At 59.8% G+C, this 16,305-nt stretch carries 13 protein-coding genes and 2 pseudogenes; 11 read left to right on the forward strand and 4 right to left on the reverse strand.

Going from position 1 to position 16,305, the window contains the following annotated elements; translation table 11 throughout:
- Positions 1-301 precede the first annotated feature (301 nt).
- Both P6U28_RS00160 and P6U28_RS00165 read left to right on the forward strand, forming a co-directional pair.
- On the forward strand, positions 302-1,483 hold the full coding sequence (locus P6U28_RS00160; protein ID WP_407121230.1) for a M20 family metallopeptidase: 1,182 nt from the start codon (positions 302-304) through the stop codon (positions 1,481-1,483).
- Between the two features lie 118 nt (positions 1,484-1,601).
- Positions 1,602-3,222: pseudogene (locus P6U28_RS00165) on the forward strand (thiamine pyrophosphate-binding protein); the annotation flags it as partial.
- A gap of 118 nt (positions 3,223-3,340) precedes the next feature.
- Here the strand turns inward: P6U28_RS00165 and P6U28_RS00170 are convergent.
- The gene (locus tag P6U28_RS00170) at positions 3,341-3,616 is read right to left on the reverse strand and encodes a LysR substrate-binding domain-containing protein (protein ID WP_407121232.1); all 276 of its coding nucleotides are present in this window, start codon (positions 3,614-3,616) and stop codon (positions 3,341-3,343) included.
- On the reverse strand, positions 3,573-4,271 hold the full coding sequence (locus P6U28_RS00175) for a LysR family transcriptional regulator (RefSeq protein ID WP_407121234.1): 699 nt from the start codon (positions 4,269-4,271) through the stop codon (positions 3,573-3,575). Before P6U28_RS00175 ends, P6U28_RS00170 begins: the two co-directional genes overlap by 44 nt.
- A 357-nt stretch (positions 4,272-4,628) precedes the next feature.
- Here P6U28_RS00175 and P6U28_RS00180 point away from each other — a divergent pair.
- Positions 4,629-5,753, forward strand: a pseudogene (locus tag P6U28_RS00180) (acyl-CoA dehydrogenase); the annotation flags it as partial.
- Positions 5,754-5,796: 43 nt separating this feature from the next.
- Positions 5,797-6,072, forward strand: coding sequence for a CoA transferase (locus P6U28_RS00185; RefSeq protein WP_407123171.1), 276 nt, complete (start codon positions 5,797-5,799; stop codon positions 6,070-6,072).
- Positions 6,073-6,575: 503 nt separating this feature from the next.
- On the opposite strand, the gene P6U28_RS00190 is transcribed toward P6U28_RS00185, so the two are convergent.
- The gene (locus P6U28_RS00190) at positions 6,576-7,775 is read right to left on the reverse strand and encodes an IS256 family transposase (protein ID WP_407121236.1); all 1,200 of its coding nucleotides are present in this window, start codon (positions 7,773-7,775) and stop codon (positions 6,576-6,578) included.
- Positions 7,776-8,465: 690 nt separating this feature from the next.
- Between P6U28_RS00190 and P6U28_RS00195 the strand changes: the two genes are divergently transcribed.
- The 4 genes from P6U28_RS00195 (at position 8,466) to P6U28_RS00210 (ending at position 12,893) form a co-directional block, all read left to right on the forward strand.
- The gene (locus P6U28_RS00195; protein WP_407121292.1) at positions 8,466-9,581 is read left to right on the forward strand and encodes a M24 family metallopeptidase; all 1,116 of its coding nucleotides are present in this window, start codon (positions 8,466-8,468) and stop codon (positions 9,579-9,581) included.
- Between the two features lie 764 nt (positions 9,582-10,345).
- Positions 10,346-11,701: an adenylosuccinate lyase family protein gene (locus P6U28_RS00200; RefSeq protein WP_407121240.1), complete on the forward strand. Its 1,356-nt coding sequence runs from the start codon at positions 10,346-10,348 to the stop codon at positions 11,699-11,701.
- A gap of 345 nt (positions 11,702-12,046) precedes the next feature.
- Positions 12,047-12,358: a hypothetical protein gene (locus P6U28_RS00205; RefSeq protein ID WP_407121294.1), complete on the forward strand. Its 312-nt coding sequence runs from the start codon at positions 12,047-12,049 to the stop codon at positions 12,356-12,358.
- Entirely contained in the window at positions 12,327-12,893 is a 567-nt protein-coding gene (locus P6U28_RS00210; RefSeq protein WP_407121296.1) for a MaoC/PaaZ C-terminal domain-containing protein, read from the forward strand. Before P6U28_RS00205 ends, P6U28_RS00210 begins: the two co-directional genes overlap by 32 nt.
- Positions 12,894-12,917: 24 nt before the next feature.
- Here the strand turns inward: P6U28_RS00210 and P6U28_RS00215 are convergent, their stop codons facing one another.
- The gene (locus P6U28_RS00215; RefSeq protein WP_407121242.1) at positions 12,918-13,679 is read right to left on the reverse strand and encodes a GntR family transcriptional regulator; all 762 of its coding nucleotides are present in this window, start codon (positions 13,677-13,679) and stop codon (positions 12,918-12,920) included.
- A 57-nt stretch (positions 13,680-13,736) separates the two neighbouring features.
- On the opposite strand from P6U28_RS00215, the gene P6U28_RS00220 reads away from it, so the two are divergent.
- Genes P6U28_RS00220 through P6U28_RS00230 form a run of 3 tightly spaced genes read left to right on the forward strand, consistent with a single transcriptional unit; the run spans position 13,737 to position 16,279 of the window.
- Positions 13,737-14,186 carry a Zn-ribbon domain-containing OB-fold protein gene (locus P6U28_RS00220; RefSeq protein ID WP_407121244.1) on the forward strand — a complete coding sequence of 150 codons (450 nt, stop codon included), beginning with the start codon at positions 13,737-13,739 and terminating at the stop codon, positions 14,184-14,186.
- Positions 14,183-15,346 carry a thiolase gene (locus P6U28_RS00225; RefSeq protein WP_407121246.1) on the forward strand — a complete coding sequence of 388 codons (1,164 nt, stop codon included), beginning with the start codon at positions 14,183-14,185 and terminating at the stop codon, positions 15,344-15,346. Before P6U28_RS00220 ends, P6U28_RS00225 begins: the two co-directional genes overlap by 4 nt.
- Before the next feature lie 21 nt (positions 15,347-15,367).
- Complete coding sequence (locus P6U28_RS00230; RefSeq protein ID WP_407121248.1) at positions 15,368-16,279, forward strand: SDR family oxidoreductase; 912 nt, start codon at positions 15,368-15,370, stop codon at positions 16,277-16,279.
- The last annotated feature ends 26 nt before the right edge of the window (positions 16,280-16,305 follow it).

A 16,305-nucleotide genomic window follows, 5' to 3' on the forward strand; every position in this document is an offset into this window, starting at 1 on the left:
GGGGCAGGGGCCGTGCTGTCGTCTGTTGCCAACTGCAGTCACAAGCTTCATTCACTACGGCCGGTGAGCCAAAAGACGCAACGGACGTTTGCGGCAGTGTCGCGCTTGGCTGAAGGTGAGCTGTTCGCATCAATTGGAAGGGATCGAGCCATGGCCGATTTCCACGATGGACTTCGGCGTCAGAGTTGAGAAAACGCCTCACAAATGCGCCCTTGCCAGGCAGTTAGCCGATCTTCTTCCTTGAGCCGGTGTAATCTTCGGCTGAAAGGAGCCCTGGTCGAAGGGCGGGGAGTCAAGCCGAATGAACAGCCGCAGCAACACGTTCCTATCCGATGCCGAGCGCGACGCGGTGATCGAGCTGCGTCATGCCATGCATCGCGAGCCTGAGCTTTCCAATGCGGAATGGAAGACGCAAGAACGGATACGCAGCGTGCTGGAGCGCTTCGGCCTCAGGGGCATCAAGGTCTTCCACAATACAGGCCTCTATGTCGACATCGAGGGCACTGCCTCGGGTCCAAAGCGATGGATCGCGGTACGTGGCGACATCGATGCGCTGCCAATCAAGGAGGCGCGAGGCGATCTGCCCTATCAATCCCAGATCGATGGGGTCATGCATGCCTGCGGCCACGACATGCACAGCTCGATCGCGCTCGGCATCGCGCTCGCATTCCACCGAATGCGGGACAACTTCGCGGGTCGGGTCCGCGTCTTCTTCCAGCCAGCCGAAGAGACTGAGCCTCTCGGTGGTCAAACGGTGGCAGACGAGAGGCTGCTCGAAGGCTTCGACCGAGCCGTCGGCTTTCACGTCAGTCCGGAAATTCCGGCTGGCAAATTCGGTGCCCGTGAAGGTGCGGTAAGCAAATCTGCCGACCAGTTCACCGTCACCATCTCTGGCAAAATGGCCCATGGTGCCGCACCACATAAGGGCATCGACGCGATCTCCATCGCTGCCGCCTTTGTCAATGAGGTACAGAAGTTAGTTTCGCGCGAAATGCCTGCCGATGACGGCGCAGTTGTGACGGTGGGTACTATTCATGGCGGAACCGCCGCCAACATCATCTGCCCTTCCGTTGTCATGAAGGGAACTATTAGGACCCGCAGCCCGGACCGCCGTGCGCTGCTATCGCAACGTTTGCGCGAAGTAGCCGACGGGGTCGCCGCCATGCACCGCGGCCAGGCCGACTGCGTCATCCGCTCCGGCGAGCCTCCCGTGATCAATGATTCCGACATGGTCAAGCGCTTTCGGCAACTCGTTCATGAGAGTGTTGGTCGCGACGCCTTCAATGATAGGAAAGAGATCGCGGGCAGTGACGATTTCGGCTTCTACTCGGCATGCGTGCCGTCGATCTATTTCTGGTTTGGCAGTCGCGCGCCCGGCAACGAGTCGCATGTTCACACGCCGACATTTGGAGCGTCGGACGACCTCATCATTCCAACGACTGAGCTTACGGTCCGCTACCTCCTCGATTTCCTGAACTCGTAGGTCGATCGCAGCCGTCGCCGATTCTGACCAATGCCCGCCATCGCGCCGCTCAACTTGATCAACCTGTCGCCATCCTGTGTGAGAGGAGCTCGTCTCCCACAATCCTCCGAATTCGTTCGACCAGCTCGTTGCCCAAGGCGTCGAGCGCGTCACCTGCGTGCCGGGCGAGAGCTATCTGGCGGCGCTCGATGCGCTGCATGACAGCCCGATCGACGTCGTGATCTGCCGCGCCGAAGGCGGCGCTGCGATGATGGCGGAGGCCTATGGCAAGCTCACCGGACGCCCCGGTGTCTGCTTCGTCACCCGCGGCCCGGGAGCGACCAATGCCAGCCACGGCGTCCACATCGCGATGCAGGATTCGACGCCGATGATCCTGTTCGTCGGCCAGGTCGACACCGGCATGCGCGAGCGCGAGGCGTTCCAGGAGCTCGACTACAAGGCGGTGTTCGGCTCCATGGCGAAATGGGCCGTCGAGATCGATCGTCCCGACCGCATTCCGGAGCGGGTCGCGCGCGCCTTCCGCGTTGCGGTGCAGGGTCGCCCCGGCCCCGTCGTGATCGCGCTGCCGGAGAACATGCTGACCGAGACCGCTGCCGTCGCCGATGCGATGCGCATCGAGCCGGTGGTGAGCTGGCCGGCGCCTGATGATATCGAGCGAGTCGGTGCGATGCTGGCGAGCGCCAAGGCGCCGCTCGTCATCCTCGGCGGCTCGCGCTGGACTGATGAAGCCACCAAGAGCATCGCGCGCTTCGCCGAACGGTTCGACCTGCCGGTCGCGACCTCGTCCCGCCGCGCCTCGCTGATCGACGCCGATCATTCGCACTATGCCGGCGATCTCGGCATCGGGCCGAGCCCGGGCCTGAAGGACCGCATCACCAAGGCCGACGTCATCCTGCTGATTGGCGGCCGCATGTCGGAGATGCCGTCCTCATCCTACACGCTGCTCGATATTCCGACCCCGCAGCAGAAGCTGATCCACGTCCATCCGGGCTCGGAAGAGCTCGGCCGCGTCTATCAGCCGGCGCTGGCGATCCAGGCGACGCCTGCCGCATTCGCCGCTGCCGTCGAGACGTTGAAGCCTTCTGGCGCGGTCGCCTGGAAGGGCGAGGCCGGCAAGGTGCATGCCGACTATCTCGCCTGGACCGAGAAGGCGCGCGAGCTGCCGGGCACCTTCCAATACGGCCAGGTCATGACCTGGCTGCGCGACCGCCTGCCGAAGGACGCGATCGTCTGCAACGGCGCAGGCAACTATGCCGGCTGGATTCATCCCCACCACCGCTTCCACAGCTTTGCCGCCCAGCTCGCGCCGACCTCGGGCTCGATGGGCTAGGCGTGCCTGCGGGCGTGCTCGCGAAGTGCAATATCCGGATCGCGTCTCGTCGCCTTTGCCGGCGACGGCTGCTTCCTGATGAACGGCCGGGAGTTCGCGACCGCCGTGCAATACGACGCGCCGCTGATCGTGATCGTGGTCGACAATTCGCAATACGGCACCATCCGCATGCACCAGGAGCGCGACTATCCCGGCCGCGTCGTCGGCACGCAGCTCAAGAATCCCGACTTTGCGATGTACGCAAAAGCGTTTCGGCGGCCACGGCGAGCGGGTCGAGCGCACGGAAGAATTCGCGCCGGCGTTCGAGCGTGCGCTGGCTTCGGGCAAGCCGGCGATCCTTCACGGCATCATCGATTCCAGGGCGATCTCGGTTGGCAAGGACCTTGTGCCGCAGGCGAAAGCACGTTGAAGCTGGATCCAAGGCCCGTGGAACCTCGATCGTTGCCAGTCCATCGCTGTAGGCTCGCCTGGCTCCGGGACAATGTCTTCCCGCCTTGACTAGAGCGGGCTCGCGATCTCCCCTGTGATTAAGTGGCCGACACGATCACGCGCCGATGTCGTCCGTCAGTGAATGGGCAAACAGGGCTCGAAAGCACCATCGTGACGCTGCTCGCAGTCATGGAAGGGGGCGTCTTGGACGAGCGCGCCAGGTAGATCGACCTTTCGATGCGTGGCTCCGCTATCGGACGACACTTCAGGCGCGCGGAAATCGATCCGTGTTCGGCCACTCGCGCAGAGAGCACGGTATATCCGATGCGTTCAGCGACCAACGATTTTATGTTCTCCAAAGAAGCGATTTCCATGACCACATTGGGCCTGTGGCCGTGCCGGGATGCTGCCCCGCTCAACCTCCTCTCTCAGCCCGTGCGGACGGCCTGGGAGGATCAGGGGTAAATCGAACAGTGCCGATACAGGCATCTCGCTGCACGAGGACACGGCCTCAGCGCCTTCAGCTCCCACCAGGTTCAAGTGCTCTCTGGCGAGCAGCTCCTTCGAAATTCCCGAGATGATGTTGCTGCCGAACACGAGCGCCAAATCGAGCTGGCCTGCCAGTAGCCATTGAGACATATGACACGACAAGCCTTCTGCGATACGAAGGCGGATGAGCGGGTACTGGCGGGGGATCGTTATTGCAAGCGGTACCCTCAACGCGATGCCGAGCGAGGTGGGCATTCCGACGATCACACTTCCCGACGGTTCCGCTTTTATACCTCGCACCTCTTCTGCGATTGTCCCTATATCCGTCAGAACCGACCGCGCGCGGCTAGCAAGCCTCCCCGCTCTCTGTCGGCACGATGCCCCGGGGGGGCGGTGAACCAGACTGCAGCCCAGTTCCTTCTCAAGCCGGTTCAGATGAAGACTGATGGCCGACTGGGCAACATGCAATTCGTCAGCCGCCCTAGCAATAGACCCGTGTTCCACGATACCAAGAAAATATCGGAGCTGACGAAGGTCCATGGGCGAACTCTCAGGGTAGGTGATACGCACATTTGCGCCGTTTGCAAAACGTACCGATCGCGCAAGCGCTGGCAACAATCCTGCTAAACCTTCCTTACCGAGAGCGATACGGAGCAATCATTAAGTGCACCCACAATATTGATTTCAGCCCCAACTAATTGGTGCTGCTGAAAGGGGCCTCTTTGAGCGGTCAGGAGTTCGACTATACCGCTCAGGCCCCAGTCCAGGGAGCTTTCTCATAACGAGAAGCGTACCATCGAGATTCTATTCTTCCGGTTTGAGACGAAGGCGCATAGTCCGGTTTCAGCATCATCACGCACTAATTCCGGAGCACGCCATGCAGCCGTCAACTAGGAAAACCCGCTTCTTCTCGACCAGCAACTCACTGACGAAGAAAGATTGGTCCGCCAAATGGCCCATTCCTACTGTCAGGAAAACCTGATGCCCCGGATCCTCGAAGCCAACCGGAGCGAGACTTTTCATCGGGAGATCATGACTGAAATGGGCGCGCTCGGATTTCTCGGTGCCACACTCCCTGAGGAATATGGCGGAGCTGGCCTTGGCTATGTCTCCTACTGCCTGATTGCACGCGAGGTCGAGCGCGTCAACAGCGGCTACAGATCTGCCATGAGTGTCCAATCGTCCCTTGTGATGCATCCAATATACGTCTACGGGACCGAGCAACAGAGGCGCAAGTACTTGCCCAAGCTGACGTCGGGAGAATGGGTTGGATGCTTCGGTCTAACCGAGCCGAACCACGGGTCCGATCCGGGTTCGATGATCACGCGTGCGAGGCCCGTGAAGGGCGGATTTGAGCTTACCGGCACGAAGATGTGGATCACCAACTCCCCCATAGCGGACGGTCGTCTGGGCCAAGACGGATGACGACCTCATTCGAGGATTCGTGCTCGAAAGAGGAATGGCCGGTTTGACCACGCCCAAGATTGAAGGCAAGTTCAGCCTGCGCGCATCCATTACGGGAGAGATCGTAATGGAAGGCGTCCGCGTGGGCGAAGATAATGTTCTACCAACGTCAAAGGCTTGAAGGGGCCGTTCGGCTGCCTCAATCGCGCCCGCTATGGCATCTCATGGGGTGCGATGGGAGCCGCTGAGTTCTGTTGGCACGCAGCGCGTCGGTACACGCTGGACCGCAAGCAATTTGGGCGGCCGCTCGCGGCTAATCAGATCGTGCAGGTCAAGCTCTCAAGTATGATGACCGAGACCGCGCTCGGTCTGCAAACGGCCCTAAGGGTCGGCCGATTGATGGACGAGGGTCGTGAAGCTCCCGAGATGATCTCCCTTGTGAAGCGCAACAATTGTGGCAAGGCACTCGATATTGCACGGCTCGCTCGGGATCTGCACGGCGGCAACGGCATCTCCGACGAATTCCATGTCATCAGACACGTGATGAACCTCGAAGCGGTGAACACCTACGAGGGGACGCACAACATCCACGCCCTCATCCTCGGGCGGGCGCAGACCATCACTGATTTCCCGGCACTCGACCGACCACTGGCTAACGGTTCTGGAGGCCGCCCGCGTCCCTTGCGGACCGATCAACACATTGGACCGGGTCTTCGATGACCCCCAGGTCAGACACCGCCAGATGTGCGTGAGTGTGGCTCATCCTTCCGGAGGAGACCTTCGCCTCGTAGGCTCTCCAATGAAGTTCTCGGCAGCAACAGTTTCCGAAGCTCAGGCGCCCCCAGCGCTCGGACAACATACCGATGCGGTTCTTTCCGAGTTGCTAGGAGTGCCGAAAGATGACATCGAGACACTGAGACTCCGCGGAATCATCTAGTCGCGGGTGCGCTTCCTACGGACGCACTCCGGGAGCAAAGGCGTGGAGCTTTTCACAGTCAGGCCCACCTTCTCGCCTTGGTCTGCAAACATACGCGTGGCTTGATTGATCTACATCCCCCCTTGATCGCCCGCGATTTTGAGGCTGGACGACAGAGGCCGACCGCCAACTTTACGAGACTCTCCGCTCGTCGTACCCGTTCGATCCGCGATCTCTGTCACTCTATCACTTGAGTGAGTACGCAAGCAGGAAGAAGCCGGCTCCCCGAGGTCCCGCGCCGGAAAATAGGCGACGGCACGGCAACACACCTGCTAGTAGATCACAGCCGCAAGGTGGTCATTCCTTGCAACGTCTTCCTCCTGCCGAATCCTGCCTCGATACGCTTTGGGGGCGCCTTTGAACTCTTAACCGCCGCTCCAGGTCGTACCCCTCAAAGGATCGTGTCCCTTAGCGTGGTGTAGCTGAGTGGGTGTGACCACGTTCGCCGGCATGGGCCGGATCGGTCAGCTGGCGATAGCCGGGAAGCTGACGGCGGGATCATCGCCCAAAGACGCGATCGTTTCCAGTGTCATGTAGCGACCGCGTTGGACGGCCCACTCGTCGTTCTGTTCGAGCAGGATGGCGCCGACCAGACGGGTGATGGCGTCCTCATTGGGGAAGATGCCGACCACTTCGGTCCGCCGCTTGATCTCGCCGTTGACGCGTTCAAGCGGATTGGTCGAGTGCAGCTTGGCCCGGTGCGCGGCCGGGAAGCTCATATAGGCCAGCACATCGGTTTCGGCCTCATCGAGGAACGCCGCGAGCTTTGGCAGTTTGGGACGCAGCTGATCGGCGATGCGCCGCCATTGCGCGCGCGCCGCCTCGGCATCGTCCTGGGCAAAGGCGGTGGCAATGAAGGCGGAGACGACGCGGCGGCCACTCTTGCCGGCATGCGCCAGCGCGTTGCGCATGAAGTGAACGCGGCAGCGCTGCCAGGTGGCGTTGAGGATCTTTCCGACCGTAGCCTTGATCCCCTCATGGGCGTCGGACACGACCAGCTTGACGCCGCGCAGGCCGCGGCGGGCGAGCTTGCGCAGGAACGCGGTCCAGAACGTCTCGGCCTCGGACGGACCGATGTCCATGCCGAGCACCTCGCGGCGGCCATCGCTGTTGACCCCGACCGCGATGATGACTGCGACCGAGACGATGCGCCCGTTCTGGCGCACCTTCACGTAGGTGGCGTCGATCCACAGATAAGGCCAATCCCCTTCGATCGGCCGCTGCAGGAAAGCCTTCACCTTGTCGTCGATCTCGCCGCACAGCCGCGACACCTGGCTCTTGGAGATGCCGCTCATGCCCATGGCCTGCACCAGGTCGTCGACCGAGCGGGTGGAGACGCCCTGCACATAGGCCTCCTGCACCACCGCCGTGAGCGCCTTCTCCGCCATCCGTCGCGGTTCGAGGAAGCCCGGGAAGTAGGAGCCCTTGCGCGGTTTGGGGATGCGAAGCTCGACGGTGCCGGCGCGGGTCTCCCAGCTCCGATCGCGGTAGCCGTTGCGCTGGACCAGGCGCTCCTGGTTCTTCTCGCCGTAGGCCGCTCCGGTCAGGCCCTCGACCTCGAGCTCCATCAGCCGGTGGGCGGCAAAGCCGATCATCTCGCGCAAAAGATCGGCGTCCGGGCTCTTCTCCACGAGCGCGCGCAGGTTCATCATGTCGTCGGTCATCGGTGGTTCCTCGAATCAGGTTGGTGTCGCAACCCAAACCTTACCGACGAATCATCGGTGACCACCGCAAAGCCGTCCGCCCGCTACGGCGCTATCTGTGGGCGCGCGTGCGGACGGCTTTGCACTACCGAGCTACACCATCACTGGGGACACGACCCCTCAAAGAGCCGCAGTCACTCGCGATGGTTTGCAAGATGCGGGGCGGGTCCCCTATCACCAACCAAAGATCTAGATCGACGTGATCAGTTTGCGCGGGAAACAGCAAGTGCCTCGTAGCATTGCGTTGATGGCGACAACTCGATAGATCGAAAACGTTTGCCACGAAGCCGACGGACCAGCCAGCTGACTAGATAGCTATGGCCGCGCAGGAATTATAGGTATCGCAGCTATTCCACGCAGGAAAACGGCGAGGCGATGCACTAAGCTCGAACTGGGAGAAGCGATGAATGAATTCGCGCGCCGCTCAGCCGGGAAATAGCCGAGATGGTCGCCTCAACTGCCGGGGCTGGCGACAGCTCTTAGACGGCAATCTCTCGCAAAGGGCCCTCTGTCCTAATGGCTGGGCTGATCTCATGCAAGCATGCGACCACGCACCTGGTCAATCAATATCTGGAGCTACAGCAGAATGAAAAAGCCACTTCCGTTTGATCAAGCCGAATTCGCAGCCCGTTTGGCGGCCGTAAAAAAGAAATGTCCAACAGAGAGATTGATTTTCTTCTTCTGTCTGAGCCCCCCAACCAAAATTACCTAACCGGCTATGACAGCCTCTCGTTCTATACGCCCCAAATGGTCATCGTGGCGCTCTCTCACGACGAACCCCTGTGGATCGCGCGTTTCATGGAGCGGTCGCAGGCAATGATGGGCACTTATCTTGCGGACGAGAATATCAGAACCTATCCGGACGAATATGTAAACTCGCATACTGGTTTGTCGGCGTATGACGTTGTGGCCGATATCGTAAAAGAACTTGGCGGTGAAACGGCGCGAATTGGCGTGGAGATGGGAGGCTATTACTATTCCGCGCGCGCCCACGCGGATCTTGTACGGGCACTGCCCCTTGCAACGTTCGTAGACGCCGACCTGCTGGTCAATTGGATCCGGATTGTGAAGAGTCCGGCCGAACTCGTTTGCATGCGTCAAGCCGGCCGCATCGCCGATGCGATGATAAAGCGGGGCGTCGACATGATGGAGCCCGGTGTGCGTGAATGCGACATTGCAGCGGCCGTCTATTACCAGCAGATAGCGGGTACCCCCGAATTCGGCGGAAGCTATGATAGTTCCTGTCTGTTCTTTGGTGCGGGCGAACGCGCCCTTGCGCCACATCCGACCTGGACCGACGAGCGGCTGCCGGCGTCAACGACCGTTTATATGGAAGTTCACGGAGTTCGTCTTCGTTACCAGGTCAATCTCGCTCGCACAATTGTCGTCGGAAAGCCTAGCCCCGCTTACCAGAAGTTCTCGGAGATTGCCGTCGAAGCTCTAAATGCTGGCCTCGATAGCGTTCGTCCCGGTCGTACATGCTCAGAAGTCCAAGCAGCGTACGCCCAATCGCTCGCGCGTCATGGATATAAAAAAGAGGCAAGGCTCGGCTATCCTCAAGGAATAGGCTATCCGCCCGCATCAGCTGAGCGTACGGCTAGTTTGCGGAAGGGAGACAATACTGTACTTCAGCCGGGTATGTGCTTCCACATGATGGCTGCGCTCTGGCTGGAGGACAAGAGCATCTGCATCACGCAACCCTTCACCGTCACTGAGAGTGGCTATGAGCCCCTGACCTCAACGCCGCGCGCCTTGATCGTCAAATAATCGAATGGAAAACGTTCGCAATTCTTGCTGTTCAGCTCTTTCGACAGCAGTCTTGCTGCCGCCGAAAGAGCTGCGCGTCGATCGCCGTTAGTGGCTTAGATCGCCCGCACCGGTGGGATTATCGAAGCGGATCAGGACTTGGGCTCCGAACCGAATCGAAGCTAGCGATGCGATGTTCGATTGCCGCTAGGTTTGATCAAATGGCAGATGCGATCGCCAGTCGCGGCGACATCTGGATTACGCCAGACTCTTGCCTCCACATTGACGATCGGAAGCTCAACCTTCTGGGAGCGATGGCCACCGCCGAGTCCACAATGTTCCCTTACCACCGGCCGTCTCGGTCCGGAGAATGCCGCGATGCCCTGAATCGGAATACCCAGGCGCTACGCGTCGAACCCGGATGCACCAAACACGGCCGCATCGCGTCTCCTGTCGTCCGCCAAAAAGTGTGCACTGGGATTTGACTCGCAGGTCAACGCCATTGTACATGATAAAGAATATGTTCGAACAAACGCCGTGCAGATCGAGTGACGACTTATCGAGCGGCAGGGGGGGGGTAGGTCCTTAATTGGGCTTTCTTGCAAGGCCAGCCAATACGTCTAAACACTGTGCCGCCTTCTCAGCTTTGATCATCGGCGCACCCGCCAATATCCTTGCTCTCCCAAGATTGGCGAACACAGATGGAGAGCCCCATTTATCGGCAACTAGACCCGCGTCTAAACCAGTGGGCCGCGTCATCGTCATCGTGACTAAAAGGTAACTATATGCTGAGCTCCCATATCTTCCGTAATATGTTTGGCGACGACGAGATGCGCGATATCTTCTCTGATAAGAGCCTCGTGCAGCGATATTTGGAAGTCGAGGTCGCGCTTGCACGAGCAGAAGCAAACGCAGGGATCGTTCCGCCTCAAGCCGCGGTGGCCATTGAGAGTGCCAGTAGGCAGCTCTCGGTCGACCTTGAGAGGTTGCAGCGCGAAACGGAGAACGTCGGTTATCCGATCCTGGGCATCGTTCATCAGCTCGCTGAGGCAGCGGGTGATGCCGGCGGCTTCGTTCATTGGGGTGCAACAACCCAGGATATCATGGATACTGCAACCGTTTTGCAGATCCGGCGCGCTCTAGAGCTCCTGAATCAGAAGCTGATGGTCATCAGGGCGAGCATGGTCAGACTGGCCGCGCGTCACCGCGACACGCCGATGGCGGGCCGTACCCATCTGCAACAGGCGCTGCCGATCACGTTCGGGTACAAGGTGGCCGTCTGGCTCTCGATGATTGACCGGCATCTGACTCGCCTGACTGATCTGCGCCGGCGCGTCCTTGTCGGTTCGTTCTCGGGCGCAGCCGGCACGCTCGCTTCGCTCGGCGACAAAGGGCTTGAGGTCCAAGCTGCACTTTGCGAGGAACTCGGCCTAGCGCAACCAACTATCACCTGGCACGTGGCAAGAGATGGCGTGGCCGAGACCATTGCCGTCTTGGGGCTGATCACCGCGTCGCTGGCGAAGGTCGCGACTGACGTGATGTTGATGATGTCGACCGAATTCGGCGAAGTCTCCGAGCCATTTGTCCAAGGTCGAGGCGCATCGAGCACAATGCCTCAGAAGCGCAATCCGATCTCCTGCGAACTGATCCTGGCAACGTCGAAGGCAGTACGGCAGCATGTTGGCCTCATTCTTGACGCAATGGTGCAGGATTTCGAGCGCGCGACCGGACCGTGGCATCTCGAATGGATCGCCGTGCCCGAAAGCTTCATTCTAACGGCTGCAGCTTGCTCACACATGATTTTCATGCTGGGCGGCCTTTCGGTCGACGCGAAGCGCATGCGTGAGAATTTGAGCCTCACGTCAGGGCTGATCGTCGCGGAGGCCGTGATGATGGCTGCTGCGCCAAAGCTCGGTAGGCAGCGTGCGCATGATATCGTCTATGTCGCCTGTCGTGAGGCACGTGAGCGCGCAAGCCGATTGCAGGACGTCCTGCTTGCCACACCTGAAATCGTCGAGGCGCTGGGCGGCGCTGAAGCCGTGGAACGCCATTGCGATCCTGTCAACTATCTCGGGCTGTCTGGAAAGATGGTCGATCGTGTACTCAGTCTGAACCCAGGCGCGCAGTCACCTTCAGGGTAGGCTCAACGCAAACAAAAATGAAGAGCTTCAGGTTCGGGAGGATGCAGAATACCGGCCGACAACGTTCGCAAGTGGTATTTGGCAATTTGGCGCGTTCCTGACGGATGAGCGTTGCCAGCTTCGGAAAGCCGCGATAGAAGCGCGTACCGTCTCGCCAAACGACTAACTGTGCCGAGCCGACTGACGGGCACTGTTGCGAGGCCGCGGACGTGTCATGACCATTCCACAAGAGTAGCAAACCAGCCCGCGCTCGAGCCTCGTTAGGAATGGCCGGATATGCCGCTACGAACGGCTGATGGCCATGAAGAATTTTGGCCAGAAATATGCCTACGGCGATCGCGAGGTGTGCTGTACGCCTATGGCATCGGCATGGGCGCCGATCTATTGGATGAGAATAAGCTCGCTTTTGTCAACAAGGCGACTGCGACAGCACGACCGTTGAAGGTGGTGCCGATCTTCGCTTCCGTAGCGCATGGGGCGCTGGCCCCGGCGAGATGTTCTCAACCGCCTCATGGTGCGGATGGCGAGCGCGACATCACCTTTCACAAACCGCTCGCGACGGCCACGCACGTCAGGCGGATTCATCCGTGCTCGCGGTATTTAAACGAGGGCCACGAGAAGGGCAGTGATCCGACATCGGACCGCGCTGAAGAATAGCGATGGCGAGCCGCTGGCAACGCTCGTGGCTTTGCGTTTTGCCCGCGTCGACGGAGGCTTTGGAGGATCGTCCGAGGGGCAACCCATCCCGCATCAGGTGCCCAACCGCGTTCCCGATAAGATCCTCGACGTCTCCACTCGCCTCAACCAAGCTCTAATCTACCGGCTCTGTGGAGACCGCAACCCGCTGCACTCCGATCCGGCATTTGCCAAACGCGCCGAATTTCCGCAGGCCATCCTTCACTGCATGTGCGCCTATGGCATCACCTGCCGCGGGATCTCGCAAACCTATGCCGACTACGATCGATTGCTTTCAAGGCGCACGCAGCGCGATTTTCTTCCGGTTTATCCGGGCGAGGCCGTCCCTCTTGAGATGTGGAAGGATGGGGACGTCGCCTCCTTCGAAGCCAAAGTGAAGGCCCGCGGTATTACCGTGATTAAGAATAGCGGGCGCTACCAGGATGACGACGGCTGCTCCGGTTATCATCGTCACGGCTGGGTTTACGAAGGCTTTTCCGAGACGAGCGACGGCTGAAAAGTAGGCGGCTTGCCCAGGCGGTCACTTCATGGCCCGGAGGCCGTTCGTGGCCGGGGGGCGCCGCAATCGGCTTTCGTAAGAAAAGCGATCTGCGGGATGGATGCTGCGACTTACGATGAAAGCTCGGCCTTTGACGTCGCGGTAGATGCGGACGATCTCGAGCGCGTGTGATTCCGGTTTTGCGCGAAGGAGCTTGGCGATCCGCTTGGGCACGCCCGTGGCGGTCATCCGCTGCTGTATTTCGCTCGTCTGGTGTCCGGTGAACTCTTCGATGAGGTTGCTGATAAGTCCGCGGTAGCCATGAATCCGCTCTCGGACGAGAGGAGCGAATTTTGCATTCACATAAACGTCAGTCCAACACAACGGAGGGGCGGTCTTGGTCGCAGATAGACGAACGCTCGATACGCGAAGCCAGATCTGGCCCACCGACGATTCGAGGAGGGACGCGAGCGCCTCATCCACCGTCTCATTCTCGATCTCCTGGACTCTTCGCTCGGTTTTTGCGGCGTATTGGACGACGTCCTCGATGCTTGCCAAGGTCTGATTATAACTGCCCGGCCCGAGCGAACGGCGTGCGGCCTCGACTTTTGTTCCGGCATTACGGCGGCGTGAGATCATTCCGGCTTGCTGCAATTCCCTCAAAGCCGCCCGAATTGTGGACCGGCTGACGTCGAATTGCTGGGCAAGTTCCATCTCCGTCGGGATAATGGAACCAAGCGCGTATTCACCGCTCACGATGCGTTCTTCCAGCAACTTCGCAACAATCGCCCAACGTGTCGGCAAGCAGCTTTCCTCCATTTATCTTATTTTAGAATGCCTTCGAAAAATTTGCAGCGGCAATTGACAGTCATTCAGAACAAAAGCATATGTACGAACCTATCGATTACATTCTCATCTATGGTATTTGTTATGGCGCCTAGTTCACGATCTCCGCGGGAGATCTACCTCGATCACCTTCGCAAGGGGCAGCTAGCCTTTCAACGCGACGCGGCGGGTGCCCCCATTTTCTTTCCTCGCGTGGTGTCGCCGGCCGGGGACACGAACCTTCGTTGGGAGATCTCCAAAGGGCTCGGAACGATCTATTCGACGACCGCCATCCGGCCGAAAAACTGCCTCCCATATAACGTCTCCCTTGTTGATCTCGACGAAGGTTTTCGGTTGATGAGCCGCGTCGAGGGCGAACCGTCGAAGATCAGGATCGGATCGCGCGTCCGAGTTCGCATACTCGACGAGGGCGCCGAGCCGATCCCTGTTTTCGACCTGGTGATGCCCTCGGAGGTTGGTCAATGAAGACGGTCAGAAAGCTGGCGGTGGTCGGTGTGGCGGAATCGGATCTCGGCGTCGTTGCTCCCCATATGACTCCGGTCGACCTCATGGCGCAGGCAACCATGCGGGCGCTGGACGACGCGGGCCTTAAAATTTGGGACATTGATGGCATCTTCGCAGCTAGCGCTCAGGTCAGATTCGGCCCGATTATGCTGGCCGAATATCTCGGTCTCAATCCCCGGTATTTCGACGGGACCCAAGTCGGTGGATCCTCCTTCATGTCCCATGTGGCGCATGCGGCCGCAGCTATCGAGTGCGGCCTGTGCGAGGTTGCCTTGATCGCTTATGGGAGCACGCAGAAATCGGTATCGCGGCAATCGGCATCGCCGACCGATATCAATCCGTATGAGACCCCGTTCAACCCAGTGATGCCGGTGAGCGCGTACGCATTGGCTGCAGCGCGCCATATGCATCAGTTCGGCACAACCCGTGACCAGCTTGCCGACGTGGCCGTGGCAGCACGCCAATGGGCGCTCCGTAACCCGGCGGCTTGGGAAAAGGAGCCGCTTTCCAGAGCCGACGTGCTCGCATCGCGGATGGTCTCAGAGCCGCTCACGGTCCGTGACTGCTGTCTGGTCCTCGATGGCGGCGGCGCCGTGGTGGTCACTTCCGCCGAGCGCGCCCGCAATTGTCGTAAACCTGCCGTCTATGTTCTGGGCAGTGGCGAAGCCATCGGGCACGGATCGATATCGAACATGAAGGATCTCACAACCACGGCGGCGATCGTATCGGGACAGCGAGCGTTTGCGGCGGCTCGTTGTCGTCCCGGCGATGTCGATGTAGCAATGCTGTACGACGCCTTCACGATCACGCCGATTCTTTTTCTTGAGGACCTTGGATTCTGTGCCAAGGGCGAGGGTGGTCCTTTTGTACAGGACGGTGGCATCGCACCGGGTGGACGGCTCGCCGTAAACACGAATGGCGGTGGGCTTTCCTACTGTCATCCCGGCATGTACGGCCTGCTGGCCATGATTGAAGCCGTACGTCAGTTGCGCGGCGAATGCGGCGAGCGGCAGGTGAATGCGCCGAAGATCGCTCTCGCTCACGGCAATGGTGGCGTGCTTTCGAGCCAGTGCACGACGATCTTCGGCACAACAGACACGCTTTCGTCTAGATCGAATTAACCTCGGCGTCGGAAAACTCGTATGATACTCGAGAACAAGGTAGCTATCGTTACTGGCGCCGGTGGCGGCATCGGCCGTGAAATCGCGATAGCCATGGCAGCGCAAGGCGCGAAAGTGGTCGTCAATGACATCGGCACCGGCCTCTCAGGCGAGGGCGAAGCCTCTACGGCTCCGGGCGAACAAACGCGATCGATCATCCGGGAAGCGGGGGGGGAAGCCGTTGTCAGCGCGGATAGCGTCGCAACATGGGCATCCGCCACCAGAATTGTCGAGACCGCAATCGATCACTTCGGTCGCGTCGACATCGTGGTCAACAATGCCGGTATTCTTCGGGATAAGATGTTTCATAAGATGTCGTCGGAAGAGTGGACCACCGTCGTCGACGTCCACCTGAACGGGTCGTTCTTTGTGTCGAGAGCTGCCGCGGATCACTTTCGCGCTCAGAACTGCGGCGCATACGTCCACATGACGTCGAGCTCCGGGTTGATCGGCAATTTTGGTCAGGCCAATTATTCGGCGGCTAAGCTGGGCATCGCCGCGCTCTCCAAGTCTATCGCGTTGGATATGCAACGCTACGGCGTGCGCTCCAACTGCATTACGCCTTTCGCCTGGAGTCGGATGACAAATGCCATCCCCGCGAACACCCCGGAGCAGCGCGAGCGAATCGAAAAGATACGTCGAATGACGCCGAGCAAGAACGCGCCGCTGGCGGTTTTCCTGGCTTCGGATCGTGCAGCCGAAATAACCGGACAGATATTCGGAAGCCGCGGAAACGAACTGATTCTGTTTTCGCAGTGCCGGCCAGTGCGTTTCGTCCATCGTTCGGAGGGATGGGAGCCCCTGAGCATCGAGGAGCACGCCATCCCTGCGCTGCGATCTCAGTTCGCGCCTTTGGATAGATCACCGGACGTATTCTCTTGGGATCCGCTGTAACATCGTGATCGGTCGGGCTTTTCAGA

The organism is Bradyrhizobium sp. STM 3561 (assembly GCF_045571455.1).
GTDB classification, from domain to species: Bacteria; Pseudomonadota; Alphaproteobacteria; order Rhizobiales; family Xanthobacteraceae; genus Bradyrhizobium; species Bradyrhizobium vignae.

Coding starts and splice junctions, on each gene's coding strand:
- P6U28_RS00160 (WP_407121230.1), top strand. CDS start 302: ATGAACAGCCGCAGCAACACGTTCCTATCCGATGCCGAGCGCGACGCG.
- P6U28_RS00170 (WP_407121232.1), bottom strand. CDS start 3,616: ATGGAAATCGCTTCTTTGGAGAACATAAAATCGTTGGTCGCTGAACGC.
- P6U28_RS00175 (WP_407121234.1), bottom strand. CDS start 4,271: ATGGACCTTCGTCAGCTCCGATATTTTCTTGGTATCGTGGAACACGGG.
- P6U28_RS00190 (WP_407121236.1), bottom strand. CDS start 7,775: ATGACCGACGACATGATGAACCTGCGCGCGCTCGTGGAGAAGAGCCCG.
- P6U28_RS00195 (WP_407121292.1), top strand. CDS start 8,466: ATGTCCAACAGAGAGATTGATTTTCTTCTTCTGTCTGAGCCCCCCAAC.
- P6U28_RS00200 (WP_407121240.1), top strand. CDS start 10,346: ATGCTGAGCTCCCATATCTTCCGTAATATGTTTGGCGACGACGAGATG.
- P6U28_RS00225 (WP_407121246.1), top strand. CDS start 14,183: ATGAAGACGGTCAGAAAGCTGGCGGTGGTCGGTGTGGCGGAATCGGAT.
- P6U28_RS00230 (WP_407121248.1), top strand. CDS start 15,368: ATGATACTCGAGAACAAGGTAGCTATCGTTACTGGCGCCGGTGGCGGC.